General features: G+C 40.2%; 26 protein-coding genes. 13 read left to right on the top strand and 13 right to left on the bottom strand.

Features of this window, described 5'->3' with window-relative positions; genetic code table 11:
• Positions 1–27: 27 nt before the first annotated feature.
• The 3 genes from leuB to fabR all read right to left on the bottom strand — a co-directional run bounded on the left by leuB (position 28) and on the right by fabR (position 3,653).
• Entirely contained in the window at positions 28–1,104 is a 1,077-nt protein-coding gene (gene leuB / locus ACFI4Z_RS10835) for a 3-isopropylmalate dehydrogenase (protein WP_462670607.1), read from the bottom strand.
• Positions 1,101–2,654: a 2-isopropylmalate synthase gene (gene leuA / locus ACFI4Z_RS10830; RefSeq protein WP_462670606.1), complete on the bottom strand. Its 1,554-nt coding sequence runs from the start codon at positions 2,652–2,654 to the stop codon at positions 1,101–1,103. Before leuA ends, leuB begins: the two co-directional genes overlap by 4 nt.
• 381 nt (positions 2,655–3,035) lie before the next feature.
• On the bottom strand, positions 3,036–3,653 hold the full coding sequence (gene fabR / locus ACFI4Z_RS10825; protein WP_462670605.1) for an HTH-type transcriptional repressor FabR: 618 nt from the start codon (positions 3,651–3,653) through the stop codon (positions 3,036–3,038).
• A gap of 126 nt (positions 3,654–3,779) precedes the next feature.
• On the opposite strand from fabR, the gene ACFI4Z_RS10820 reads away from it, so the two are divergent.
• The gene (locus ACFI4Z_RS10820; protein ID WP_462670604.1) at positions 3,780–4,913 is read left to right on the top strand and encodes an acyl-CoA desaturase; all 1,134 of its coding nucleotides are present in this window, start codon (positions 3,780–3,782) and stop codon (positions 4,911–4,913) included.
• A gap of 13 nt (positions 4,914–4,926) precedes the next feature.
• Positions 4,927–6,354: a Si-specific NAD(P)(+) transhydrogenase gene (sthA, locus tag ACFI4Z_RS10815; RefSeq protein WP_462670603.1), complete on the top strand. Its 1,428-nt coding sequence runs from the start codon at positions 4,927–4,929 to the stop codon at positions 6,352–6,354.
• Between the two features lie 84 nt (positions 6,355–6,438).
• Here the strand turns inward: sthA and hemE are convergent, their stop codons facing one another.
• On the bottom strand, positions 6,439–7,503 hold the full coding sequence (gene hemE / locus ACFI4Z_RS10810) for a uroporphyrinogen decarboxylase (RefSeq protein WP_462670602.1): 1,065 nt from the start codon (positions 7,501–7,503) through the stop codon (positions 6,439–6,441).
• A gap of 491 nt (positions 7,504–7,994) precedes the next feature.
• Here hemE and rsd point away from each other — a divergent pair, with 491 nt between their 5' ends.
• Positions 7,995–8,465, top strand: a complete 471-nt coding sequence (gene rsd, locus ACFI4Z_RS10805; protein WP_394193469.1) for a sigma D regulator — start codon at positions 7,995–7,997, stop codon at positions 8,463–8,465.
• 59 nt (positions 8,466–8,524) lie between these two features.
• Here the strand turns inward: rsd and fkpA are convergent, their stop codons facing one another.
• The gene (fkpA, locus tag ACFI4Z_RS10800) at positions 8,525–9,277 is read right to left on the bottom strand and encodes an FKBP-type peptidyl-prolyl cis-trans isomerase (protein ID WP_394193470.1); all 753 of its coding nucleotides are present in this window, start codon (positions 9,275–9,277) and stop codon (positions 8,525–8,527) included.
• Positions 9,278–9,479: 202 nt separating this feature from the next.
• Here fkpA and ACFI4Z_RS10795 point away from each other — a divergent pair, with 202 nt between their 5' ends.
• Entirely contained in the window at positions 9,480–10,478 is a 999-nt protein-coding gene (locus ACFI4Z_RS10795) for a WD40 repeat domain-containing protein (protein ID WP_135475407.1), read from the top strand.
• Positions 10,465–10,677: a SlyX family protein gene (locus tag ACFI4Z_RS10790; RefSeq protein ID WP_087532623.1), complete on the top strand. Its 213-nt coding sequence runs from the start codon at positions 10,465–10,467 to the stop codon at positions 10,675–10,677. The genes ACFI4Z_RS10795 and ACFI4Z_RS10790 overlap by 14 nt, the downstream gene beginning before the upstream one ends.
• A gap of 8 nt (positions 10,678–10,685) precedes the next feature.
• Here ACFI4Z_RS10790 and ACFI4Z_RS10785 read toward each other — a convergent pair whose 3' ends face one another.
• Entirely contained in the window at positions 10,686–10,889 is a 204-nt protein-coding gene (locus ACFI4Z_RS10785) for a YheV family putative zinc ribbon protein (protein ID WP_087532624.1), read from the bottom strand.
• Between the two features lie 122 nt (positions 10,890–11,011).
• On the opposite strand from ACFI4Z_RS10785, the gene ACFI4Z_RS10780 reads away from it, so the two are divergent.
• The gene (locus tag ACFI4Z_RS10780; protein WP_462670601.1) at positions 11,012–12,934 is read left to right on the top strand and encodes an ATP-binding cassette domain-containing protein; all 1,923 of its coding nucleotides are present in this window, start codon (positions 11,012–11,014) and stop codon (positions 12,932–12,934) included.
• A complete protein-coding gene (locus ACFI4Z_RS10775) occupies positions 12,921–13,343 on the top strand; it encodes a TIGR02444 family protein (RefSeq protein WP_462670600.1) in 423 nt (140 codons plus the stop codon). The genes ACFI4Z_RS10780 and ACFI4Z_RS10775 overlap by 14 nt, the downstream gene beginning before the upstream one ends.
• A gap of 157 nt (positions 13,344–13,500) precedes the next feature.
• Here the strand turns inward: ACFI4Z_RS10775 and ACFI4Z_RS10770 are convergent, their stop codons facing one another.
• Together ACFI4Z_RS10770 and ACFI4Z_RS10765 are read right to left on the bottom strand one after the other, a co-directional pair.
• A complete protein-coding gene (locus ACFI4Z_RS10770) occupies positions 13,501–13,710 on the bottom strand; it encodes a helix-turn-helix domain-containing protein (protein WP_462670599.1) in 210 nt (69 codons plus the stop codon).
• 2 nt (positions 13,711–13,712) lie between these two features.
• Positions 13,713–14,216: a DUF2975 domain-containing protein gene (locus ACFI4Z_RS10765; protein ID WP_462670598.1), complete on the bottom strand. Its 504-nt coding sequence runs from the start codon at positions 14,214–14,216 to the stop codon at positions 13,713–13,715.
• Between the two features lie 181 nt (positions 14,217–14,397).
• On the opposite strand from ACFI4Z_RS10765, the gene ACFI4Z_RS10760 reads away from it, so the two are divergent.
• Positions 14,398–16,470 (top strand): alpha/beta hydrolase family protein, encoded by a 2,073-nt coding sequence (locus tag ACFI4Z_RS10760; protein ID WP_462670597.1) that lies wholly within the window; start codon positions 14,398–14,400, stop codon positions 16,468–16,470.
• Between the two features lie 211 nt (positions 16,471–16,681).
• Here ACFI4Z_RS10760 and ACFI4Z_RS10755 read toward each other — a convergent pair whose 3' ends face one another.
• Positions 16,682–17,584: a LysR family transcriptional regulator gene (locus ACFI4Z_RS10755; protein WP_462670596.1), complete on the bottom strand. Its 903-nt coding sequence runs from the start codon at positions 17,582–17,584 to the stop codon at positions 16,682–16,684.
• 117 nt (positions 17,585–17,701) lie between these two features.
• Between ACFI4Z_RS10755 and ACFI4Z_RS10750 the strand changes: the two genes are divergently transcribed.
• The 3 genes from ACFI4Z_RS10750 (at position 17,702) to ACFI4Z_RS10740 (ending at position 20,260) form a co-directional block, all read left to right on the top strand.
• Positions 17,702–18,409, top strand: coding sequence for a pirin family protein (locus tag ACFI4Z_RS10750; protein WP_462670595.1), 708 nt, complete (start codon positions 17,702–17,704; stop codon positions 18,407–18,409).
• A gap of 625 nt (positions 18,410–19,034) precedes the next feature.
• The gene (locus ACFI4Z_RS10745) at positions 19,035–20,015 is read left to right on the top strand and encodes a hydrolase (protein WP_462670594.1); all 981 of its coding nucleotides are present in this window, start codon (positions 19,035–19,037) and stop codon (positions 20,013–20,015) included.
• Positions 20,012–20,260, top strand: a complete 249-nt coding sequence (locus tag ACFI4Z_RS10740; protein WP_462670593.1) for a YheU family protein — start codon at positions 20,012–20,014, stop codon at positions 20,258–20,260. The genes ACFI4Z_RS10745 and ACFI4Z_RS10740 overlap by 4 nt, the downstream gene beginning before the upstream one ends.
• Here ACFI4Z_RS10740 and ACFI4Z_RS10735 read toward each other — a convergent pair whose 3' ends face one another.
• From ACFI4Z_RS10735 to ACFI4Z_RS10725, 3 genes are all read right to left on the bottom strand, one after another.
• Entirely contained in the window at positions 20,261–20,992 is a 732-nt protein-coding gene (locus ACFI4Z_RS10735; protein WP_462670592.1) for a LytR/AlgR family response regulator transcription factor, read from the bottom strand.
• Positions 20,982–21,722 (bottom strand): sensor histidine kinase, encoded by a 741-nt coding sequence (locus ACFI4Z_RS10730; protein WP_462670591.1) that lies wholly within the window; start codon positions 21,720–21,722, stop codon positions 20,982–20,984. The genes ACFI4Z_RS10735 and ACFI4Z_RS10730 overlap by 11 nt, the downstream gene beginning before the upstream one ends.
• A gap of 374 nt (positions 21,723–22,096) precedes the next feature.
• Complete coding sequence (locus tag ACFI4Z_RS10725) at positions 22,097–22,738, bottom strand: hypothetical protein (protein ID WP_462670590.1); 642 nt, start codon at positions 22,736–22,738, stop codon at positions 22,097–22,099.
• 192 nt (positions 22,739–22,930) lie between these two features.
• Between ACFI4Z_RS10725 and ACFI4Z_RS10720 the strand changes: the two genes are divergently transcribed.
• Positions 22,931–24,118 carry a dipeptidase gene (locus ACFI4Z_RS10720; RefSeq protein ID WP_462670589.1) on the top strand — a complete coding sequence of 396 codons (1,188 nt, stop codon included), beginning with the start codon at positions 22,931–22,933 and terminating at the stop codon, positions 24,116–24,118.
• 167 nt (positions 24,119–24,285) lie between these two features.
• On the opposite strand, the gene ACFI4Z_RS10715 is transcribed toward ACFI4Z_RS10720, so the two are convergent.
• The gene (locus tag ACFI4Z_RS10715) at positions 24,286–24,810 is read right to left on the bottom strand and encodes a hypothetical protein (RefSeq protein ID WP_462670588.1); all 525 of its coding nucleotides are present in this window, start codon (positions 24,808–24,810) and stop codon (positions 24,286–24,288) included.
• Positions 24,811–24,963: 153 nt separating this feature from the next.
• On the opposite strand from ACFI4Z_RS10715, the gene ACFI4Z_RS10710 reads away from it, so the two are divergent.
• The coding region (locus tag ACFI4Z_RS10710; protein ID WP_462670720.1) for an alpha/beta fold hydrolase at positions 24,964–25,873 on the top strand (910 nt) is incomplete at its 3' end.

The following is a 25,873-nucleotide window of genomic DNA, read 5'->3' as shown; positions in this document are numbered from 1 at the left end:
ATAACGGTGCTTCGGCTATAAAAATATTTAGATACGTGAAACAATCGCTGCTGCAACATCGCTGGTAGTGTATCCACCATTTGGATAAATATCTGGCGTACCAACGCCTGCCTCAACGGCTTCGGCGACTGCTTTTTCAATACTACGCGCCGCTTCGTCTTGCCCCAATGAATAACGTAACATCAGTGCCGCACTTAAGATTTGTGCGATTGGGTTAGCAATACCTTTGCCTGCGATATCTGGTGCAGAGCCACCAGCAGGTTCATACATACCAAAACCCGATTGATTCAAACTGGCTGATGGTAATAACCCCATAGAGCCGGTGATCATCGCACACTCATCTGACAAAATATCACCAAATAAGTTATCACAAAGTAATACATCAAACTGGCTTGGTTGCTTAACTAGTTGCATTGCTGCGTTATCAACGTAGATATAATCTAGGCTGACTTCTGGGTAGTCTTTGCTTATTTCTGTAACCACTTCACGCCATAATACACTTGATGCTAGTACGTTCGCTTTATCTACTGAGGTAACATGATTGCTACGCAACTTTGCCGCTTCAAAGGCAAAACGCGCAATGCGTTCTATTTCTTTGCGCGAATAAGTTTGTGTATCAAATGCCGCTTCGTCAGCGCCTTCACCTGTTCGGCCTTTGTCACCAAAGTAGATGCCACCTGTTAGTTCACGTACACACAAAATATCAAAGCCACGTTCACTAATATCTGCACGCAGTGGTGAAGCTGCACTTAATGCCGGTAGTAGCTGGGCAGGGCGTAAATTACAAAACAGTCCAAAGTGCTTACGTAGCGGTAATAAAGAGGCACGCTCTGGTTGTTCATCAGCCGGTAAGTGCTCCCATTTTGGGCCGCCGACTGAGCCAAATAAAATCGCATCGGCCTTTTCACACGCTGCAAGCGTTGTATCTGGTAATGCTTTGCCAAATTCATCAATTGCTGCGCCGCCAATAGCATGTGGATGACGAGTCATGGTAAAGCCAAATTTGCTGCTTACCGCATCCAGCACGCTTTCTGCTGCTGCCATTACTTCTGGGCCGATACCGTCGCCTGCTAATACCGCAACGCTATAATTTGTTTGACTCATCCTGCTTTCCTTTGTTGTTTTAAATCAGACACTTTTTGTGCACGATAAATTAAGTTATAAACACGGATCATGGCGCGTACTGACGCTTCAACCACATCCGCTGCAATGCCCGCACCGTGATAGGGACGACCATCGTATTTAGCTATTATATTTACTTGGCCAAGAGAACTTGCCCCTTCACCGGTGGCTTCTAAATTAAATTCAATCATTTCAACAGCCATACCTGTCAAACGCTCAATCGCTAAGAATGACGCTTCAACTGGGCCATTGCCGGTTGCAGCTTCTTGTTTCGATTCGCCACTGATAGTCATGCCAATCGTTGAGCTCGCCACTGACTGCGAGTTAGAGGTAGAGTTAACAAACTCTAATTGGTATTTTTCGTCTTTATCACTGATTTGATTAAAATATATCATCGCTTCAAGGTCGTAATCGTAAACCGTGCCCTTCTGATCAGCTAAGGCTAAGAAGCTTGCATACAAGCTATCCATATCGTAATCAGACTTTTGGTAACCTAGCTCCTCTAAACGATGTTCAATAACGTGGCGACCTGAGCGTGAAGTCATATTTAATTGGTTGTTTGGTACACCTACGCTTTCTGGCGACATAATCTCATAGGTATTTTGCGCTTTTAATACACCGTCTTGGTGAATGCCAGAACTGTGCGCAAAGGCGTTTTCGCCCACAATCGCTTTGTTAGGCTGCACTGGCATATTACAAATTTTTGCCACTTGGCGTGATGCGCGATAAATTTCTTCACTGCGAATATCGGTATGTACTTTTAAGTGGTCTTGGCGCATTTTCATAATCATCGCCACTTCTTCAAGCGAGCAGTTACCCGCACGTTCACCAATACCATTGATAGTACATTCAATTTGGCGTGCGCCAGCTTGAACAGCTGCAACAGAGTTTGCCACCGCTAAGCCTAAGTCGTTATGGCAATGTACACTTAAACGGGCTTTATCAATATTAGGCACATTATTCATTAAATGATGGATCATCGCCGCGTACTCGTCTGGTGTTACAAAACCAACGGTATCGGGTAAATTAATTGTTGAAGCACCGGCATTGATGGCCTGTTCAACAATTTTGCATAAATCCCAATGCGGTGTACGCCCAGCATCTTCACATGAAAATTCCACATCATCGGTATAGTTACGAGCAAGTTTAATTGATTTAACCGCCATCGCCGTGGCGTCATCTAAGCTCATACGTAATTTGTGCTCTAAGTGCAATGGGCTGGTAGCGATAAAAGTGTGAATACGGCTTTGCTGTGCGCTGCGAAGTGCTTCGCCGCAGGCTTCAATATCTTTAGCAACAGAGCGAGCTAAGCCACAGATAATAGGACCTTTTACTTCAGTCGCAATGCGTTGTACTGAACGAAAATCGGCAGGGCTCGAAACCGGAAACCCCACTTCCATTACATCCACATTTAAGCGGCTGATGGTGTGTGCCAGTTGAATTTTATCATCTTCTGTTAGGCTTGCTTTTAGCGCCTGCTCACCGTCACGTAATGTGGTGTCGAAAATCCATACCTTGTCTTTATCCTGCATAATTTACCCTTAGTTCTCAGCTACCCTAATTGCGAGATAAAAAAAACCCCGCATTTTGCGGGGTCTTTTAATGTTTCTTAATGAAAATACACTAACGCCCGCTCACATAAGTTAGCAGCAGGAGGTTTAGTTTTAATGTAATTAAACGTGTATTTTGCATCATCTTTTCTAAATGTGTGTGTTCAGTGAGGCCTATTTTTAACACTCATCCACATAAGGTGCAAGCATAATATCACCTTTAAATATCATTTAAACCGACTTCAATAGGATATATAATTCAAAAAACAACTTAAAGTGGATAAATTAATACTACAAGGTAGATTTTTAAGCTTTTTAAACCAGTGCTTAACTTGTCACTGCTTAGATTAACTATCTGTAGTTTTAGCTATTATTGTTATCTCTAATGTAATTACTCGCACCGCGGGTAATGTAACGTAACTGCCAAATCACTCGCTCAACCAACTCATCACGTTGTTGGCCTTCCAAATCAAGGGCTTCTGCTCCTGCATTAAATACCAGGGTAACCATTGCTTCTGCTTGAATATATGCTTGAGTTGCATCACAAGGTGTTTCGCTTTCAAGGTAGTGTGCCAGCTCTAAAATAAAATGTTTAATTTCACGGGCAACGGCGGCTCTAAATGCTTTGGAAGTACCTGAGCGCTCGCGTAAAAGGAGTCTAAATTGGTTACTTGAGTTATCTATGAACTCCATAAAAGTCACCACTGAGGTCGTGATCACACTGCCACCGCTAGCGATACGTCGCCGCGCTTGGCGCATCAATTGACGTAATGTTAAACCAGCTTCATCAACCATGGTTAAACCGAGCTCATTCATATCTTTAAAATGCCGATAAAAAGAGGTAGGCGCAATACCCGCTTCACGAGCAACTTCACGTAAACTGAGGTTAGAAAAACTGTGATCAGCACTTAATTGATTAAATGCCGCCTCAATTAAGGCTTGTCTTGTTTTTTGTTTTTGTTGCGCGCGAACACCCGACATGAACTACTCCTGATTTAATTTAAATCAAATTATGCTGACTTTTAGCTTAATTCCCCAGTCTAATACTTGACGGCGAGAGAATGAAATACTATTTTAGCGTACAAGTGTACGCTCAGATTTTTAAAGATGAAAAAACCACCGATTATTTGGACCAATGTCCTATTTTTTAGCCTTACATTTTTGGCTGCTGTTACTTTAGTTCCTTGGTATGGAGTTACCTACGGATTTTCAAGCGCGCATTGGATTGCTTTTGTTGCGTGTATGTTTTACGCCGGCATGTCGATAACAGCTGGCTATCATCGCCTATGGGCACATAAAACCTACGACGCTCACCCTGCCATAGAAGCTTTTTTTGCTTTAGGCGGAGCATTTGCATTACAAAACAGTGCGCTGCATTGGAGTAGTGATCACCGCATTCATCACGGCCAAGTAGATGACCCTGTAAAAGACCCATACGCTGCAACTAATGGCTTTTGGTATAGTCATATAGGTTGGATGTTGCGTGATTATCAAGGTGATAGCTATGGTGATTACAGCAACTGCCGTGACTTACAACGCAATAAAGTAGTTATGTGGCAGCATCGTCACTATATGAAATTGGTATTGGCAACAAACATTGGTATTCCTTTAGCCCTTGGTTTAATGGTCGGCGATGTATTTGGTATGCTATTATTAGCGGGATTATTGCGTTTAGTGTTAAGCCAACACTTTACCTTTTTTATTAATTCAGTGGCGCATATTTGGGGCTCACGCCCTTACACTGAAAAAAATACAGCCCGTGATAATGGCTTTTTAGCGCTATTTACCTATGGCGAGGGGTATCATAATTTTCACCATATATTTGCCAGCGACTACCGTAATGGCATTAGGTGGTTTCATTATGATCCAACAAAATGGTTAATTCGCTCACTCGCGGCATTAGGCTTAGCACGTAAATTGAAACGTACGCCGGTCGAACGTATTGAAAAAGCGAAAGCCGAAACACTCATGAACAAAACGCAAATTCGCTTAGCTAAATTGCCACTAGCGCAAGATAAGCTAACATTATTGCAGCAAGAATATGATTTATTGCTGAAAAAGCTACAACACTTTTGTGCCCTAAAAAAACAGGTACTAGAAGTTAAAAAGAATAACATGCTGCAACAATGCGAAAAATCAGCTTTAATTACACAATACCATGAATTAGAAGCCGCTTGGGAAAGTCAAAAACAAGCATGGCTAGCACTGAATGCGAGGTTATTAAAAGCCTCTTTTAGTTAATGTAGGAGTGGCTGTGGCCAAACAACAAGTAAAGAAAGAACAACCATCATATCAATATGATGCAATAATTATAGGCACAGGTCCTGGCGGTGAAGGTACCGCCATGAACCTGTCTAAAAGCAACAAAAAAGTGGCTGTTATTGAACGCCAAGAAGGTGTAGGTGGGGGCTGTGTTCATTGGGGCACCATTCCATCAAAAGCGCTACGTCACTCTGTTAGCCGCTATATTGAATACAAAGCGAACCCACTATTTAGCATGGGTGAACGCCCTACTCGCTTAACGTTTCCTGATATTTTGCGCCACGCAAGTTCGGTAATTTCAAAGCAGTCTAATTTACGCAGTAGCTTTTACGATCGTAACCGTATTCACCTATTCCAAGGTGATGCGAGCTTTATCGATAAAAACACCGTTGAAATTACTCGCCTAGATGGTTCAACAGAGCGTTTAACAGCTAAAACAATTGTTATTGCCACTGGTTCGCGCCCTTATCGCCCACCTGAAGTCGATTTTACTCACTCACGCATTTACGACAGTGACACTATTTTAGGCCTTGAGCATGACCCACATCGCGTCTTAATTTATGGTGCAGGTGTAATTGGCTGTGAGTATGCATCTATTTTTAAAGGCTTAGGTGCTAAGGTTGATTTGGTAAATACTCGTGACCGCCTACTAGCCTTTATGGATGCTGAGATCTCAGACGCATTAAGCTACCACTTTTGGAACAGCGGCATTGTTATTCGTCATAACGAAGAGTTTGACCGCATTGAAACCCGTGAAGACTGCGTGATAATGCATTTAAAATCAGGTAAGCGTGTAAAAGCGGATTGTATTTTATTTGCCAATGGCCGCACCGGTAACACCGACGGCTTAAATCTTGAAGCTGTTGGCTTAAAAGCTGATGGCCGTGGCCAGCTAAAAGTAAACGAAACATACCAAACCGAAATCGATAACATTTATGCAGTAGGTGATGTGATTGGTTATCCAAGCCTTGCCAGTGCGGCGTTTGACCAAGGTCGAATTGCTGCTGATGCTATCGCTTGTGGCAATTGCGATGAAAAACTAATTATTGATATTCCGGCGGGTATTTATACCATTCCTGAGATGAGCTCTGTGGGTAAAACAGAACAGGAGCTAACTGCCGCAAAAATTCCTTATGAAGTAGGGCGTGCGCAGTTTAAACACTTAGCCCGCGCACAAATTGCAGGTACTGAAGTCGGTAGTTTAAAAATACTGTTTCACACTGAAACCAAAGAAGTACTTGGCGTACATTGCTTTGGCGAGCGTGCCTCAGAAATTGTTCACATTGGCCAAGCCATTATGGAACAAAAAAATGGCGGTAATAATATCGATTACTTTGTTAATACCACATTTAACTATCCAACCATGGCTGAAGCCTACCGCGTTGCGGCACTAAATGGCTTAAACCGTTTATTTACGTAGGTCTAAACGCAACCACTGATAAGTAACAAAAAGCCCGCTTAATATTAAGCGGGCTTTTTAATAAAGAGTATAAATAGCTATTTGTTATTTATGATATTGTGCACTTAACTCATGTACCGCATTGATGAATACGCCTGCATTTTCAGGGTCAACATCTGGCGTTATACCATGGCCTAAGTTAAATACATGGCCATTACCTGTGCCAAAATCTTCTAAAATTGTGCCTACCTCTTGGCGAATACGATCATGCGTTCCGTGCAGCATTGATGGGTCCATATTACCTTGTAACGCTACTTTATCGCCTACACGACGTTTAGCATCACCAATGTTAATAGTCCAATCAAGCCCTACTGCGTCACAACCTGTTGCAGCGATTACTTCAATCCATTGACCACCATTTTTAGTAAACAGGGTTACAGGCACTTTGCGGCCGTCATATTCACGGATTAAACCATCAACAATTTTGTGCATATACTGCAATGAGAACTCGTTGTAATCACGCGGGCTTAATACACCACCCCACGAGTCGAAAACCATAAGTGATTGAGCACCGGCTTTTACTTGTGCGTTTAGGTAATCAATCACTGAGTCAGCAAGTTTATCAAGTAATAAGTGCAATGTTTGCGGCTCTGCAAACGCCATCTTTTTGATTTTACCAAATACTTTACTACTACCACCTTCAACCATATATGTAGCCAAGGTCCAAGGCGAGCCAGAAAAACCAATTAATGGCACTTCACCTTTTAGTTCACGGCGAATAGTACTGACTGCGTTCATTACGTAACCTAGTTCATCAGTTGGGTCTAGCTTTGGAATTTTTTTAACGTCAGCTAAAGATGAAATTGGGCGTTCAAATTTAGGGCCTTCACCGGTTTCGAAGTACAAGCCTAAGCCCATTGCATCTGGAATCGTTAAAATATCGCTAAATAAAATAGCAGCATCTAGCGGGTAACGACGCAATGGCTGTAAAGTCACTTCACAGGCAAGTTCAGCATTTCGACACAGGCTCATAAAATCGCCCGCTTGTGCACGTGTTGCGCGGTATTCAGGCAAATAGCGGCCAGCTTGGCGCATCATCCATACCGGAGTCACATCAACAGGTTGTTTTTGTAATGCACGTAAATAACGGTCGTTTTTTAATTCGCTCATAGCGTAAAGGATCCTAAAACTTGTAGATATTGTGCAGATTGTATCACCATATCGCACAGCGCTCTATCGCTATAATTCACCCCTGTATAGATTTAGATCAAAGGTTTTATGCAACGTAAAAAAATGCCCGAAAAAGAATGTAACATTTAAATTTTTTTATTAATAAGTTTGCAACATACAAAAAACCTTGGTATAACTTGTCCCGCGTTAACAAAAACAATAATAAAAATTGTATAACAACAATAATAAAAATCTTCCCAAAACAAAAAGAAAGCTTGTTCTAACAAGTCATGGAAAAAGAAATTAAACCACCATTTATGGTGGTTTTTTCTTGCCTTAAATAAACTGAATACATTTTTATTTAACTTTGATAAATCAATTAATATCAACAACTTAAAATTTTATTACGGAATAAAGAAAAAAATGTGTTGATCTTTTCTCCATATTTCATTGTTATATAAACAAAACCAACCCGGCTTAGGAGAATAATCATGCTGACGCGTTTGGAAAAAGCTCAACAAAAATGGGGCGGTAGCCACACAATAATCGATAAATGGCTAACAGAGCGCCAAGAGCTACTCGTACTTTATTGTAAAATCGCTGGTTTTTCACCGTATGATAAAAAAGACCACGCTTTACCAGATCAGCTGCAAATTCAGACCTTTTGCCAAATTTTAATGGATTATTTGTCTGCTGGGCACTTTGAAGTTTATGACGACATAGCAAAAGCCTGTGAGCAAAAGGGGCCTAAAAGCCAACAACTTGCAAATGAATTATACCCTCGCATCTCTGACACAACGGACATAGCATTAGACTTTAACGATAAGTATGCCGAAGTTGCAAAAGATGATTTGTTGGACCAATTTGATAATGACTTATCTAAGTTAGGTGAAGCGTTAGAACTACGCTTTGAGCTAGAGGATGAACTCATCGATAACCTATACTCAAATCATACAGATTAATGTTTTATAAGTTACATTAAAAAGGGGCCAATTGGCCCCTTTTTGCTAACTTGAGTAAATTACTCAGCAGCTGCCACTTCCTCTTCGCCTTGAATTTCCAGTAATTCTACTTCGAAAACAAGTGTTGAGTTAGCAGGGATCTTACCTAGGTCACGTTCGCCGTAAGCAAGGTCAGATGGAATAGTGAATTTGTACTTTGACCCTACAGGCATAAGTTGTAAACCTTCAGTCCAACCTGCGATAACTCGGTTAAGTGGGAAAGTTGTAGGCTCATTACGTGAATAAGAGCTATCAAATTCTGTACCGTCTAGTAAAGTACCTTTGTAATGCACTTTAACAACGTCAGTAGCTACAGGTTTTTCACCGTCACCCATTGAAAGTACTTCGTATTGAAGACCTGACTCAGTTACTGTTACGCCTTCTTTTGCAGCGTTATCAACTAGGTATTGCTCACCAGCTGCTTTACTCTTTTCTGCTTCAACTTTAGCCTGAGCTTCTTGCTTAGTGCGTACAGATGTATCAAGTGCAGTTAATACTTCACGGATTTTCTCTTCATCAAGCTTAGACTCGCCAGCAAGCGCATCTTTAAATCCACGCATAAGTAGTGCTTGATCAAGTTCAACACCTAGTTCAGTTTTGTCAGCTAAGTCTTTATTTAAAAAGTTACCAACAGATGCACCAATACCGTATGCTTGTTGTTGTGCTTCAGTTTCTAGCTTTACAGGTGCTTGTTCTTGTTTTGCTTCTTGATTACAAGCTGTAAGCGCTAAAACTGACGCTGCAATCAATGACAATTTAATCGTCTTTTTCATTTTAAATCTCCGACACACTTTGCAGATGTCATTTATTGTATTATTACTAGTTAAAGATTAACGGCCTACGTGATAGGCTGCTTATCTAATTACTGAATACGGCAAAAAGCCAATTTCAAATCATTAGATAAACGACCTCGACCTTTATCGCGTCCTAGTCTAACCTCTCAGTCAATAAGAGTTAAGGGGAAATACCTGTAATATGTCGATATTTCGTACTTTTTTGTATCTTCTGTGCTGCACTTTATTAATTGCCTGCTCAGAACAAAAAGAACACGCGACTGCCAGCTATGAGCACGCAGCAAAGGGCGCATTTGCCTCTGCCCTTTCTCATGATGGCCGGTATAGCCTGATCTCATCTATACACCATGGGGTCGCCCTATGGGATAATCAACAGCAAGTATTAAAATACCAATGGTTTCAGCAACAAGACCAAGATAGTTTGGTACATACTGTTGCCATCGCCTTTGATAACAGCCATGCCGTTACCGCTGAAAAAACCACGTTTGCCGTTTGGGATATCAACACGGGTGACAACGTTGGCTACTACAAAATAAAAACCGCCACCATTCGCGATATCGCTATTAGCAACCAAGGCCGCAGTGTTTTGTATGGCCGTAGCGACAATGTTGTGGTTTACCTCAACTTAGAGACCGGAAGGCGCATTGAGTTCCTTGGCCACCAAGAAAAAATTAACGTGGTAGATCTTTCACCCAATGGCCGTTTTGCATTAAGTGGCTCAAATGATTATGTTGCTTACTTTTGGGATACGCAAAGCGGCCAAGTTATTCACCGTTTTAATCACCCCAACCGTGTTACGCAAGTAGCCCTTGATCCACAAGGTCGCTATGCCTTTACCGCAGACAGTATGGCACAAGCACATGTATGGCAGCTGACAACAGGTGATCTTGTTAGCAAACTAAAGTATATTGCCCGTCAGAAAATTTTTACTGCGGTTCGATTTAACGAACAAGCAACGTTGCTGTTAACTGGCTCACCTAACCGCTTAGTTGATTTATGGCAAATAGCTGATGGTGAAAATATTCAAAGCTGGCGAGTCACTCCGCGTGAAGGCAGTAAGCCTAAATCTGCGGTGGTATTAGATGTCGCGTTTACTGATAACGATACTGCGTTGTTAACCGAAAGCTCCAGCGGAATCGCTGAGCGCTTTACTATACGAGAAGCTAATGAACACAATTGAACATCGCTTAATGGAGCTTGAGGCCAAAGTAGCCTTCCAAGACGAGACCATTGATATTTTAAATGATGAAATTAAAGCTCACCAGCAGCTGTTGGCTAAAATGAAACGCCAAACAGAGCTACTGGCTGAAAAAATAAAAGAGTCGCAACAACCCTCTTTAATGTCGCAAATGCAAGAGCCGCCGCCACCGCATTATTAAACAAACGGTTAATCGCCCGGCTTAAACACGCCAATCACTTGTTCAAATTGGCGTGTTGATGCTTGCACAGCTTGCTCTGGCTGAGTCATTTTATGACCGCACTGAACGCACTCAACCTTTTCAACGTCATGCTCTTTATATAGCATCATCATGTCCATGGTTTTACATTCAGGGCAGGTTGCACCCGCAATAAATCGTTTTCTCTGTTTCACACCGTTTCTCCACAGTTTTAACTGCCTTCATTTTATCCTAATAAAGATACGATTGATAACCATAAGTCGATCCGTGCTATGATGTGGGCAATTAAATCAGGGCACAGTAAAGTAACGTATTCATGATCCAAATTTCAGAAATAGAACTTCTGCGTGGCGGTAAAGCACTATTAAAAGATGCTTCAGCAACCTTATTTCCAGAGCACAAAGTAGGCTTAGTCGGTGCAAATGGCTGCGGTAAATCTACCTTATTTAGCTTATTAAAGTCAGAGCTTTCGTTAGATGCGGGTAATTACACCATCCCTAAAGATTGGTCTATTTCGTCGGTAAAACAAGAAACCCCAGCGCTTGAAATAAGCGCTATTGATTACGTATTGCAAGGCCACCCTGATTACTACGCGCTGCGGATTGCATTACGTGAAGCTGAGCAAAATAACGACGGCGATACACAAGCCAAAGTGCATATTCAGCTTGAGAACATTAAAGGTTACAGTATTGAAGCCAAAGCAGGCGAGCTGCTGCACGGTTTAGGTTTTGCCAATAACCAAATTGAAAACCCAGTCAGTGCATTTTCAGGTGGTTGGCGTATGCGTTTAAACCTAGCCCAAGCTCTTATTCGCGATGCCGACTTACTACTGCTGGATGAGCCAACTAACCACTTAGACTTAGATGCCGTATATTGGCTAGAACGTTTTTTACGCGCTTACACAGGCACGCTGGTATTGATCTCTCATGACCGTGAATTTTTAGATGCGGTGGTTGATCAAATTTGGCATATCGACCAACAAAAAATTAATGTTTATAAAGGTCACTACTCGCAATTTGAACGTCAAAAAGCCGAGCGATTGCTGCAACAACAAGCGATGTTTGAAAAACAACAAGAGCAAATTGCCCACCTTGAGCAATTTATTACGCGCTTTAAAGCAAAGGCAAGTAAAGCTAAACAAGCACAAAGCCGTGTTAAAGCACTTGAACGCATGGAAAAGCTTGCCCCAGCACATGCCGACTCACCGTTTGATTTTGAATTTGCTGAACCAATTGCTTTACCTAACCCACTCATGACACTTGATAAAGCCAAAGCAGGTTATGGTGATGTGACTATTTTAGATAGTATAAAACTTAACTTAGTACCGGGTAGTCGTATTGCACTTCTCGGGCGCAACGGTGCGGGTAAATCGACCTTAATTAAACTCCTAGCTGGCGAACTAAAGCCGCAAGCTGGTGAAGTATTTCAACACCAGGGTTTAAACATCGGTTACTTTGCGCAGCACCAATTAGAATCCTTAGATTTACAAGCCAGTGCCGTTACACATATACAACGCTTAAACCCAAAAGCCACCGAGCAATCACTGCGTGACTTTTTAGGCGGTTTTGCGTTTATAGGCGACAAGGCTCTTGAGCCAGTTGCCCCATTCTCAGGGGGTGAAAAAGCCCGCCTTGTTTTAGCTATGTTGGTCTATCAAAAACCTAACTTATTGCTACTGGATGAGCCAACCAACCACCTTGATTTAGAAATGCGCCACGCTTTAGTGATGGCATTGCAAGGTTTTGAAGGCGCGATGGTTACGGTATCGCATGATCGCCACATGCTAAAAAACACCGCTGATGAATATTATTTGGTTGATAATGGCGAAGTCACGCAGTTTGGTTATGACTTAGACGAGTATTACCAATGGTTACTTAATGCCAATAAAGAAGCTGCTAAGGTTGGGCAAACTGATGACGAACCAAAAGCAAACTCACAAATTAACCGTAAAGAGCAAAAGCGCTTAGAGGCAGAATTTAGAAAATCAATTCAGCCCCTTAAAAAGCAGATTGAAAAACTTGAAAAGCAACTCGATAAACACTCAGCAGAACTTAGCGAAGTGGAAGTTGCACTGGGCGATAACGAGCTTTATAACGATGACAACAAAGCTAAACTAAAAGAGTTAATCGCAAAACAAGCGACATTAACACCTAAAGTAAACGACATCGAAGAAGAGCTACTCATGGCCCTTGAAGAGATGGAAGAAAAAGAACAAGCGTTTGCCGATGAACTTGCTTAACAGCGATAACTTTTGGCAATTTGCATGTGACCTTTATAGCAAAGGTGATATGCAAACACGCCTGTTGGCTTATCAAAACCAGCAAGGTAAAAACGTAAACCTGTGCTTGTTACTGTATTATCTAGACTCTCTCAATCTAGCAATTAGCCAAAACCAGCTAAACGAACTTGAACAATCCATTTGTGAATTTGACCAGCAGGTATTAAAGCCCCTACGTGCTACCCGCGCCTATCTAAAAGCCAATCAAACCACGATTGCAAATTACGCTATAATTCGCAAAGAGCTACTCAGTACTGAGCTAAAGCTTGAAAAACAGCAGCAACAGATGTTAATTGATACAGCTAACTACATGAACTTAGCCAAACTGACAGCTCCGAATAATATTGGGATGTATTTGGTAAGCGTGTGAGTGGTAAATGTTAATTCCATAATAAACTAGGGCTTAATTAAATCCCCCCCTAAAAGTTAAGCACTACCCTAAACGTACTTTAACGACACAATTTAATGAAAGTAAATTTCTATCTTGATGGTGGCTTGGGTAATATATCTTCAAATGGGTAAAATTATTACTCATTTTTGCTAAAAACTAATAAATCACCAGGCTGACAGTCTAGATAATTACAAATATTGGCCAAGGTTTCAAAGCGGACACCTTTCACTTTACCACGCTTTAGTAACGACAAATTTGCTTCTGTTATATCAATTGCTTTAGCCAGCTCTTTAGAGCTTACTTTACGCATCGCCATCATCACATCTAGGTTAACAATTATTTCCATGTTTATATGAACTCTTTATTTTCAGCTTCGATATCTTTTGCAGCTTTAAGCATATAGGCCACTAACAATAGTAATAACATAGTCAGACTTTCGCCAATGTCGAGATTTAACTCCAATGCTGTTTTTTCAAACAATGTAGAGTGATAGTAGGCTACATATATATCTTCACCAATCATCAGCAAGATGCTAATAACCTTAAGCCAAATTAACCAAAAAAATGATTTAATAACATCATCAGTAAAAAAATCGCCTCGTTGGAAGTTGCCTAGTAAGCGCTGTAACCAGTATCCGCCTGTAATTAAGACAAGGATATGGGGCAACTGAGTCAAAAGTAATAATGTTCTATTAGCACGCTCATTCTCCCATAATTGATCAAATAACCCCCCTTTTACTAATACTAAGACGTCATTAACTATATAGCTATAAGCGACATACATCACTGAAACAGATATAAAAAGTAGTACAAAGACTCTTAAACTAAACCCAATCATCTGTAGGTTTTTCATTTGTTCGTTCATGATAAATTTTGTTTGTAATAATATATCGGACTAGTATAACAACAATCATGAACTTATAAAATAATAATTAATTATCGTTTTACGATAATTAATTAGCGTGTTACTATATTTTTAAATTATTGAGCAGCCATTGATTAGCCGCTCAAATAACAGATGTATAGGAATTAGCATGACACTTAAAAAAACGATTATCGTCGCCACTTTCGCAAGTTTATTAATGAGTGCATTTACAGGTTGTACCGTGATTAAACAAACAACGACTCAAGCAGATGTGCAGTCTATCGACAACCAACCACAAGCGGCTGAGTTAATTCCGTTAGAACATTTTTTTGCCACCAGTGATATTACTAACATAAAGGTGTCGGGAGATGGTGAATGGGTTGCCTTTCAGAAAAAATATCAGGGCACGGCTAATATTTTCATTATGCCAAAAGGAGCCAACCTTGATCAGGCATTTCCCATTACCTCTTCAAAGGAGCCGATTCAAAATTTTTTATGGTCATACAACGATGATGAACTGTTTTTTTCCAAGGATATTGGTGGTAATGAGAACACTCAAATATATCGTTTAACGCTTAAGCAATCACTTCTTTCTGACTCAAAACCAGTCGCCAAAATTACTCAATTAACTAATAACAATAAGGTTCGCTATATTTTGTCTCAGCAGGTACGCAGTGATACCAGCAAACTAGTGGTCATTGCCAACCACGATAAGTCAACAAGGTTAGATGGCTACTTACTTGATATTGAATCAAAGAAGATGACAAAAATACTGAACAATAGTAATAACTTTCAAGCTTTCTATTTTTCTTCAACAGGTAAAGCGACATTGGGTGTGGCTATGCTAAGCGATAATAGTCGTGAGCTATTTGCCAACATTGATGGCCAGTGGAAAAGCGTTATAAAGACTCATTCGGGAGAGGATATTTCAATATCCGGGTATGATAACGAGCAACAAATAGCCTATATTAGTGCCAGTATTGAAGGTCGCGATAAAAAAGAACTACTAAGCTTAGACTTAACTACATTGCAATTGACTACGCTGCATAAAGATCCTGAAAACGAGTCAGATGTATACAGCACTGTATTTAATGATGATGGTAAGCCTTTGGCGGTTTCATACTATGGCGGTCGCTTACGAACATACCCCCTTGATCAGAATTTTGCCGTGCATTGGAGTAACGTTAATCAACACTTTACATCGGATGTCGAAATCACAATTACAGGCCGTAATGAAAAGTCTGGCTCATGGCAATTGCATGTAGCAAGTGATATTGATGCTGGTGGCGATTATATTTACAATAAAGCCACGGGCGAAGTAAGTGTATTAGCAAAGCAAGCGGACGCTATTGCACCTGAGCTGTTAGCAAAGCGAAAGTCGATTACTTATCAAGCACGAGACGGAGTTACTATACAAGCTTATTTAACTCTGCCTAAAGGAGAGAAAACGAATCTCCCGACTATTATTCTACCTCATGGAGGCCCTTGGTTACGCGTACACTGGACACTCAAATCTGACACCTTTAACCCTGTTGCACAGCTATTAGCAAACCGTGGCTATGCCGTATTACAACCCAACTTTAGATCCTCCACTGGGTTTGGTAAGCACTTTTCAAGCCTTGGAGATAGAAATTGGGGCACGGGAACAATGCAACATGATTTAACCGATGGTGCTCATTACCTTATTGAGCAAGGCATTGCTGATAAGGAGCGCCTTGGCATTATGGGTGGCTCATATGGTGGTTATGCGGCTCTCTCAGGCGCGACGTTTACCCCTGAACTTTTTAAAGCGGCAATTTCATTCTGTGGACCCTCTAACCTTGTTACCCTAATGGATTCATTTCCTGATTGGGCAAGACCTTACTTAGGAGCTTGGTACAGCGGCATAGGCGATAGTGCTATTCCTACTGAGTTGGCTGATATGCAGTCAAAATCTCCTCTAAATTTTGTTGATAATATCACTGCGCCAGTTTTATTAATTCAAGGAGCGAACGATCCACGTGTAGTACAAGCTGAATCAGACAACATGGCTAAAGCGCTAGCTAAAAAATCTCTGCCTGTAGAATATATACTAGCCCAAGATGAGGGGCATGGTTTTAAAAAGTCAGAGAATATGCTGGCGGCGATGCTAGCGATGGAGCAATTTTTTAATAAACATTTGGGCGGTCAAATGAGTGATAAAACGAGCCCTGCGATTAGTAAACACTTGGATAGTTTGGCGGTAGATATTGACATGCTCTAATGAGTGGCATCGAAAAAATAGAGTTACGTAACTCAGCTAAGTAATACAATCATGAATGAAAGCCACAGTACCTATGGGTCTGTGGTTCTTTTATTGTCCATAAAATAAAGCGTATATAAAAAATACTAACAACACACAAACGTTACACAGATATTTTACGCATAAACCAATCACCGTTTACAGAACCAAAATCCATAGCATACCGGCAAGATTAGACTAACTTTTGTGCAAATAATGTTTGAATAAATTCTAAAAATGCACGTACTTTAGGTATATCCAAGCGATGCTTTGGATAAAGGGCAAATATATCAACTGATTCCATTCCCCAATTAGGAAGCACAGAGACCAACTCAGATTTTTTCAGCGCATCTTGGCACATATAATCAGGAAGAACTGCCACACCTAAACCATCAATAACGAATTGCTTTAATAATGTGAAATCATCAACGATGGCTTTAGGCTCCAATTTACATTCATAATACTGCTTCTTACCAGCAGACAACCTTAACTTAGTACTATTTTGCACGCTGCTCATCAATAAGAGATCACATTCACTCAATTGCTGTATTGACTGAATATCCCCGTGAGATTGTAAATACTGTGGGCTTGAATATATTTTTCGGCTGATTTTCCCCAAGCGCTTTGCAATCAATCGAGAGTCATCTAAGTCCCCTATTCTGATAACGAGATCAAATCCTTCTTCAATTAAATCTACGCGACGGTTTATTAATTCAAGTTGTAAATTTACACTAGGGTATTGCCTCATAAACTGCGCTAAATGATCTTTGAGTACTTCATGTCCTATTCCTACCGACGCCCCTACTTTTAACTTACCACTGACTGTGTCAAGTGATTTTGCCACTGCTACTTTCGCAAACTCAAGTTCTTGCTGAATACGTCGACAATGCTCTAAGTAACACATACCTACTTCTGTTATGTGTTGTGTGCGTGTCGTACGCTCTAACAAGGTAACACCTAAATTACTTTCTAGTCTTGCTATTTTGCGGCTCAGATTAGCTTTAGGAATATTGACCCGCTCGGCGGCTAGCGTAAAACTACCTGCATCTATTACAGCTATAAATAGCATCATATCGTTTAAATCAATGTCAGACACTCAAACACCTATTGTTGTTGAATTTGAAAAAGAAGTTTTCACTTTAACATATTTATCAAACAATCATATCTCTCTAAAATGATTCCATCAACTCAACGCACCAATTAGGTATTAAGTATGAAAGTTTTATCAAGAGATTCATTAGAGTTAGGCGGTTTTGCAGGCATTACAGAACATCGCTTAGTGACAGATAGTAGAGTATTTGGGGAACGCAAAAAGGCCGAGACTTTTGAAGGTTTTGGCAATATGGTATACCTTGCTGATGCGCGGTACAATCCACTAGGTAGCTCTGGGATGCACCCTCACAGTGAAATTGATGTTATCTCAATTATTGTTGAAGGCAGAGTTAGCCACGAAGGCTCTATGGAACATGGTAAAGATTTAAAAGCTGGTGATGTTCAAGTACAAAGAGCCGGCGGTGAAGGCTTTAACCACAACGAAATCAACCCAGATAATAAGCAAAACCGCATGCTACAGGTCTGGGCCTTACCTGAGCAAAAAGGCCAACCAGCCGACTATAAAGCATACACCCCCAGCAAATCGGGCATCACCCGTATTTATGGCGGTGATAAAAATCAACATGCGACTTTTAACAGTCATACGGTTATGGAAATAGTGCATTTAAAAACAAGCGAATCAATAACAATCGCACAAGAAAACCTAGCGTATATTATTTCTGGTGTTGCTATTGCTGAAAACTTAAAAGCCGATACTGATACCGAAATTCCCCTTCTAAAAGAAGGCGATTTAATCTCTAGTCAAAATATTAACTTCTTTGCTAAAACACATGTACACATGCTAGTTATTAAAAAACTAATTGACTAGATAAAACATATATAAAGCAAATGCATTCACAATAAAGCCTATCTGCAAAAGGAATCGCAAAGCTTTGAAAGCTGATGTAGGTCGCAAATTTATCTCAACACTCTATAAACAGCTAAAAATGAACTAGGGTTTTATTATTATACCCAAACCTCTTCAAGAGGCAGAATTCAGCATTTCACAGGAGCTTAATATCAAGGCGTTACTTTGCAACAATGGGAGTAAGTGCCAGTGAAAAGCCCAAGGAGTTGGTTCAAAACATGATCCAAATCAACTTCTTTACGGCTCATTTAACAATCAGGAAAATAGCTTGATCTGGATCATATCGAACCATGCTCAGCCAGCCTATGATTAACCCATAGACATTAGGAGGCGGTTATGGACGTATTCTTTAGAGATTTTTTTAGCGACCCAGTATTATTTTTATCATTTGGTTTTTTAGGTGTTGTTATTAGTTTATGCCTTTTCTTTGTGTATTTTTTTATTAAAAAAGTACACGACGATGACACTCTTAACCAACCACATTAAGCACGACGCGCAAAGCCCCTATCAACTTGTTTGATTAGGGGCTTTTTATTACAAAAAATTTGTTACACTAACCCCTCGATTAGCTGAACAGTTACCAAAAATGCTTTCACATTTTAACCCAGCATGGTGGATGCAAAACCGTCATGTGCAAACTATCATACCGCGTTTTTTTAGGCCGTTTCATCATACACGTTACCAATTAGAACTACTTGATACTCCAGATGGCGACTTTTTAGAACTTGCATGGTCATTACCAAAAAATGATTTAGCCCCGCTTGCTATTGTGCTGCATGGGCTTGAAGGCAACATCAATAGCTTTTACGCCAAAGGCATGATGAAGGCATTAAAAAAGCAAGGCTATCAAGTGGTGCTAATGCACTTTCGCAATTGTTCAACACAGGCTAATAAATTACCTCGCGCTTATCATAGCGGCGAAACAGGCGATCTTGATTTTTTAATTAAGCACCTAAAGCAGCAGTTTCCAAATCGTGCAATGGTTGCGGTCGGCTTTTCATTAGGTGGTAATGTATTGGCTAAGTATGTTGGTGAACAAGGTGATGACTGTTTACTTGACGGCGCAGCGGTTGTGTCAGCCCCTTATGATTTATCACCATCGTGCCAAGTTATTCGTAAAAGCCTAGGTAAAATTTATCAAAAATATTTACTCGATCGGATGAAAAAATCCATGCGCCGTAAATTACCGCAAATTAAGCAGCAAATCGATTTAACGCCAGAGCAGTTGATGGAGATTGATGACCTATGGCAATTTGACGATCAGCTAACAGCCCCTCTTCATGGCTTTGACGGTGCAGAGGATTATTACCAACAAGCTAGCGCCAAACCCTACTTAAAGCACATAAGCACACCTACATTGGTTGTACATGCCAAAGATGACCCCATGTTATCTATTAAAGCAGTTCCGAGTAGGCAAGATGTGAGCGAGCATGTTACGCTGCGCATCTCTGAAAAAGGCGGCCACGTCGGCTTTATATCAGGTAACAACCCGTTTAAACCTATTTATTGGTTAGAGCAAATCGTGCCAGAGTATTTTAATCAGCTAGTCAATAAAGAGCAGTTATGATCATTCCACACCAGCAACTCGATAAAGATACACTGTATAACTTAATTGAAAGTTACGTTTTACGCGAAGGCACCGATTACGGTGAGCAAGAGTTCAGTATTGAAAGTAAAGTGGCGCAAGTTCACCAGCAGTTAAAAAATGGTGAAGCCATGGTTTTTTTCTCTGAGCTACACGAGTCGGTCACCATTATTTCAAAAAACGAATTCAAAGCCATGCAAAGTGAAGAGCAACATTTGCAACAATAGCTATAGATTAAAGCTCAATTGTTGCTTTAACTTACTTGCTTGACGACGAGATATTTCAACTTGTGCACCATTACTGAGCTTTGCCAATAGCCCATAATTTATGGTTTCTTCAAGTTCCATTATCGCGTCTAGTCGTATTATGTCACTGCGGCTTGCTCGTAAAAAGTAATCTGGGTTTAAGCGAGCTTCGATTTTAGTTAAAGAGCTATGAATATAGGCCTTCCCGAAAGCAGTATAAATCGCTGCATGATTACCAATACTTTCAAACCTTAAAATATCCGCTAATTGGATAATTCTCATGTTCTCAGAAAATTTAACCATCAATTTAAAGTTATCTTCTAAGTAACTAACTGGGCGCTGTGTCAATTGCCCTTCAAGCTTTGCTAATGTGCCTTCTAAACGGTCTTTTACAATAGGCTTTAGTAAATAATCAACGGCATTAAGGCTAAAGGCATCTACAGCAAACTCGTTATAGGCTGTGCAAAATATTATATTCGTCTCACCAGCTAGCTGCTCTGCAAGTTCAATACCTGTGCCGCCCGGCATTTCAATATCAAGAAAAACAACATCAGGCTTATGCTTTTTTATTAATTCATAAGCATGGCTAATATTTTCTGCCTCATCGATTATATCTATGTGTTTATAGGGTTGTAATAACCGAGCTAACTCATTTCGAGCAAGTAGCTCATCATCGACTATTAATGCTGTTATGGTCGGCTTATTATGTTGCATAGGGTACCTCCAAAGTTGCATTAAACTGTCCGCTCTGTTTTTTAATGAGCAACTTACCATGTTGCGCAAACATCAGCTCAAGTCTTGATTGAATGTTCTGTAATCCCAATTTGGTGCCGGATTTAAGTTTCGTTTCATCAAAAGGGTTACTCACTGTAATCGTGACTGTTTCCCCTGTTCTCACTACATCTACTTTTATTTCTCCACCCTCTACTAAATGGGCAATGCCGTGCTTTGTAGCGTTTTCGATTAAAGTTAATAAAGCCATACTCGGTAATACGACTTTTTTTAACGCGTCATCACACTGCATTGTGACTAAAAGCCGTTTACCAAACCGTACTTTTTCAATCGCCAAATAATGTTCGCATACCGCCCACTCTTGTTCAAAATTGACGTGGGTTTGTAAATCTGTGGTGAGGTTATATCTAAATAACTCAGAAAGCTGAGTAACAATATCAGCGGCTTTATCTTGATCTTGGTAAATCATGCCACGAATTGAGTTTAAGGTATTGAATAAAAAATGAGGGTTTATTTGGTTTTTAAGGTTTTCAAGTTGTTGCTCTTTCAGCTGACTCATAATAAGCTTTTTTTCTCTTCGCGATACTACCGCTAAGTAACAACCACTCCATATTAAACTCATTACTAACGCATTAAAAAAGCTTGAGAACACTCCGGTAAACTGTTGCTCATTTAAATCTACTGTTGCTTCTCCATACATTTGTATGCTCATACTCGAAGCACTCTCAGGTAAAATGAAAGGCGTAAAATAAACTACATTCAGAGTCTGTATTAATGCTAACACAATAGATAATGCACTTAGCAAAAAAATATTGAGTCGTGTTATTTTTAACTTACCACACAATCGGTTACCTAAGGTGTAAAGGATAAAATGGGTCAATAACACAAATACAGATGCATGCGAGATAGTCCTTAAAAGCAAATTAGCATGGTGCTCTGATGCTGTATTTAATATCGCAACTCCTAAGCTATAGTTTATAAGCACAATACAAGTAAAAACCAACAACTGGCAAAACCAATAACTTCGCATGGGTACACTCCTTTGATAATACTCAGTATTGTACCCAAGACCGATTAAGTTACTACTCAAAATTTTGATACCACAGTAAAAAACATTGATTGATTATTGCCAACACTTAGGTAACCCGCGCTAAATAGGGCATATTTTGCTTTCGTTGTTTCCAGTGCGAACTTATAACCAGTCTCACTTTTTAACGCATCGCGATGCTCTAGTGCCGTATTCAGCACAAAATCCTTATAAAAATTATATTTTCCACCCACACGAGTTATATCAAATGTTTGAGAACCTACGTGATTATTAACATCGAGCTGCTGCTTCATTAATGCACTTTCAATATAAAAATGTGCTTTGTCTGAATATGCCCAATTAACCCCTAAGGTGATTTCGGTTTGAGTTAAATTAGCTTTGCCACCCTCTTCATTTATTTGATGCTGCAAGCGCCCATAAAGATCAACCTTACCATAGAGCTGGTCTTCTGAAAGTTCGCCTAATGAAGCTTGGTAATTAATACCAACACCGTTACCATCAAACACGTCTTTGATTTTGGCTGTTTGAAAGTCAACAGAAAAACCCTCATGGAATTTAAGCACTAAATCGTTTTCATCTATTTCATCTGCGTAACTGAATGATGAAAAACCCAATAATAATGTTGCTAAGATTGGTTTAAAAGATAGTTTGCACTGCTTATTGTTGATAGTAAATTGCATAGTGATGTCCCTTAAATTGCAGTACGCCTTAGATGCATACTGAGTCTTTGTTGGCTAGGACTATAACGATTACACTTGATACCGAAGGGTAATAAGTAATTAATGGCTAAAAAAGAGGATAAACGGATAGTAGGCAGGACGAATCGATTGTTGTTACAATCATTAGCATTATTATAATAAATAGGTAAGAACATGAAATTACGTTTAGCACTTAGCGCCATCGCACTAACAGTTGCAGGGGTACAAGCAACGACGGCCACCCTTTCAGATAAAGCTGTCAAACTCACGCAAGATACCATTTTAATCGATACCCATATTGATGTTCCTTACCGTATTCATGCAAAGTGGGCTGATGTAACTAAAGCTACTGATGGCGGTGACTTTGACTACCCACGCGCGGTTGAAGGTGGCTTGAATGCCCCGTTTATGTCGATTTATATTCCTGCTCATTTAGAGTTTGAAGGTAAAGGCAAAAGCTATCAATTAGCGAATCAATTAATTGATGGGATGGAGGCGATTGTACAGCGCGCCCCTGATAAGTTTGCCATTGCTGACTCTACAAGCGATATAGAACAACAGTTTAAAGATAAGAAAATATCAATAGCAATGGGCATGGAGAACGGCTCGCCCATTGAAGGTGACATGAAAAACCTAAAACACTTTTTTGACCGTGGTGTAAGGTATATCACGCTAGCTCACTCTCAAAGTAACCACATTTCAGATTCATCGTATGATATCCGTCGTAAATGGAAAGGCTTAAGCCCATTTGGTAAAGAGCTAATAAAAGAGATGAATAACATCGGCATGTTGATTGATGTATCACATATATCTGATGATGCGTTTTACCAAGTAATGGCGCTGTCGAAAACTCCTGTTATTGCATCACATTCGTCATTGCGTAAGTACACCCCTGGTTTTGAGCGCAATATGGATGACAAGATGTTATTAGCGCTTAAAGAAAACGGCGGTGTTATTCAGATAAACTTTGGCTCAAGTTTTGTTACCTCTAGTTCACGTAATTGGTACGATCAATTAAATGACAAAAAGGACGCCGCGAAAAAGCAAGGTACTAAGTTAAGCAAAGATTTTGATGCGATGTACCGCGCTAAAAACCCATTCCCTTTTGCCAGCCTTGAGCAAGTACTTGATCATATAGATCACGTTGTTGAATTAATTGGCATTGATTATGTGGGCATTGGCTCTGATTATGATGGTGTAGGTGACTCGCTGCCTATCGGCTTAAAAGATGTGTCCACTTATCCAAACCTAGTACAAGGATTGATGGATAGAGGCTACAGCGATACCGATATTAAAAAGATTTTAAGCGGTAATACGCTTCGCGTTTGGAAAAAAGCGGAGCAATACGCACAGCAACATTAATTCATAAGCCCTAGTTAATTAGGGCTTTGCTTTGGTGAAAGCGATTTAATCAGCGTTTTCACCACAACTTCTTGAGACTCTGTTCCCGCTTTTTTGATTAACTCGTAGAGCTCATCATTGTTAGGAAATGCGTCTAACGTACAACTGAACTGCTTTTTTAAGTCATATTAGTAATGTTCAGCCTCTGAAATAATTTCACCCGATGATAGTTGGTATAAAACGCCTCTCGCGTTGGTATTGAGTGCGTTATCCTCAGCGTAGTAACCATCCTTTGAACGGTATTCAAACGTGCCACTAAGCACTAATAATAGATCAATTTCCAAGCGCTCTTTAAGCTTTATATTAGTAAATTGAGATACGCCTATTTCATCATTGATAAAAGATAGCACCTCCCGATTCAATGGCTTTAACACGACACCATCGGTAGCAAACTTGGTCACAGCATATTGCACTAACTGTTCATTTAATGCTGCAGGCAGTAAATAGCGTTGTTCCTCGTTATTAAATACAGTGAACCCGGTATGTTCGCACTGTAGCACATCGCCAATTATGGAAATGACCCCTATTGTTTTGAGCGTGTTCGATGTCGCTGGCGGTGTAATCGTACTTTTGCTAAGCCGCGTTTGATTAATGGGTGCTTTTTGGATTGTACAACCCGTCAAAAAAAATAAAATAAACAACCACCTAAACATATATTTCCCTTCATTTGTGTTTGAGATATGTATAACTATATTCAGCATATGAGCGAGGCTATGACCATAAAAGTTCATAATAGATGCGATGACCCTTCAGGCTAATATGACTATACTAAAAAGCGTAAAGTCAGAACATGTTAAATGTCGAATATGCTTACAATAAAAACACATACTGGTATTACTATAAATTACCAAGATACAGGTAATAAAACCGCTCCTGTTATTATTTTAATTATGGGTCTCGGTGCGCAGCTCACGGTATGGCCTGATGAATTATATTTAGGCATTATAGCTAAAGGCTTTAGAGTAATCCGTTTTGATAACCGCGATGCCGGGCTTTCAAGCCAACTAGAGCAGTTTGGTAGCCCTAACCTATTTAAAATCTGGCTAAGTAAACGTTTACCTATTAAAACCCATATTCCATATACGTTAGATGATATGGCAAATGATGTATTAGAATTAATGGCCGCATTAAAAATCAAAAAAGCACATTTAGTGGGTGCATCAATGGGAGGAATGATTGCGCAATTGATTGCCGCGAAAAATAAAAAGAAGGTTTTAAGTTTAACCTCCATTATGTCGAGTTCTGGCAAGCCAAAACTATCTGCATCGAGCTTAAAACTATTTTTACAGCTGGCAAAACATCGTCCTCGTCAATTCAGCCGTGATAGTGCTATACATTATAATATAAAGCTTAATCAATTAATTGGCAGTCCAGCATATCCTCAAAACGAACAAGCTTTGCGTAAACAAGCCACATTAGGAGTGGATAGAGCACACAACCCACAAGGCTTTAACCGTCAACTCGCAGCCATTGCTGCTAGCGATTGTCGGCAACATTTAATGCCGAAAATAAAAGCTCCAACCCTCGTTATACATGGCAGTTTAGACCCTGTCATGCCAGTCGCCGCCGCAAAGCAAACCGCCCAACAGATTCGCAAATCAAAATTAAAGATAGTAAACGGTATGGGTCATGACTTCCCGCCAGCATTAATGGCAAAAATGACCAAGTGGATCAGCAAACACGTCAAAAAAGCAGAACAAAAGCGCGTGCAGAAAA

The sequence above is a fragment of the Pseudoalteromonas sp. RWi3 genome (assembly GCF_054960735.1).
Note: the sequence above shows the minus strand (reverse complement) of the source record. Positions and strands in the feature narration are given on the sequence as shown.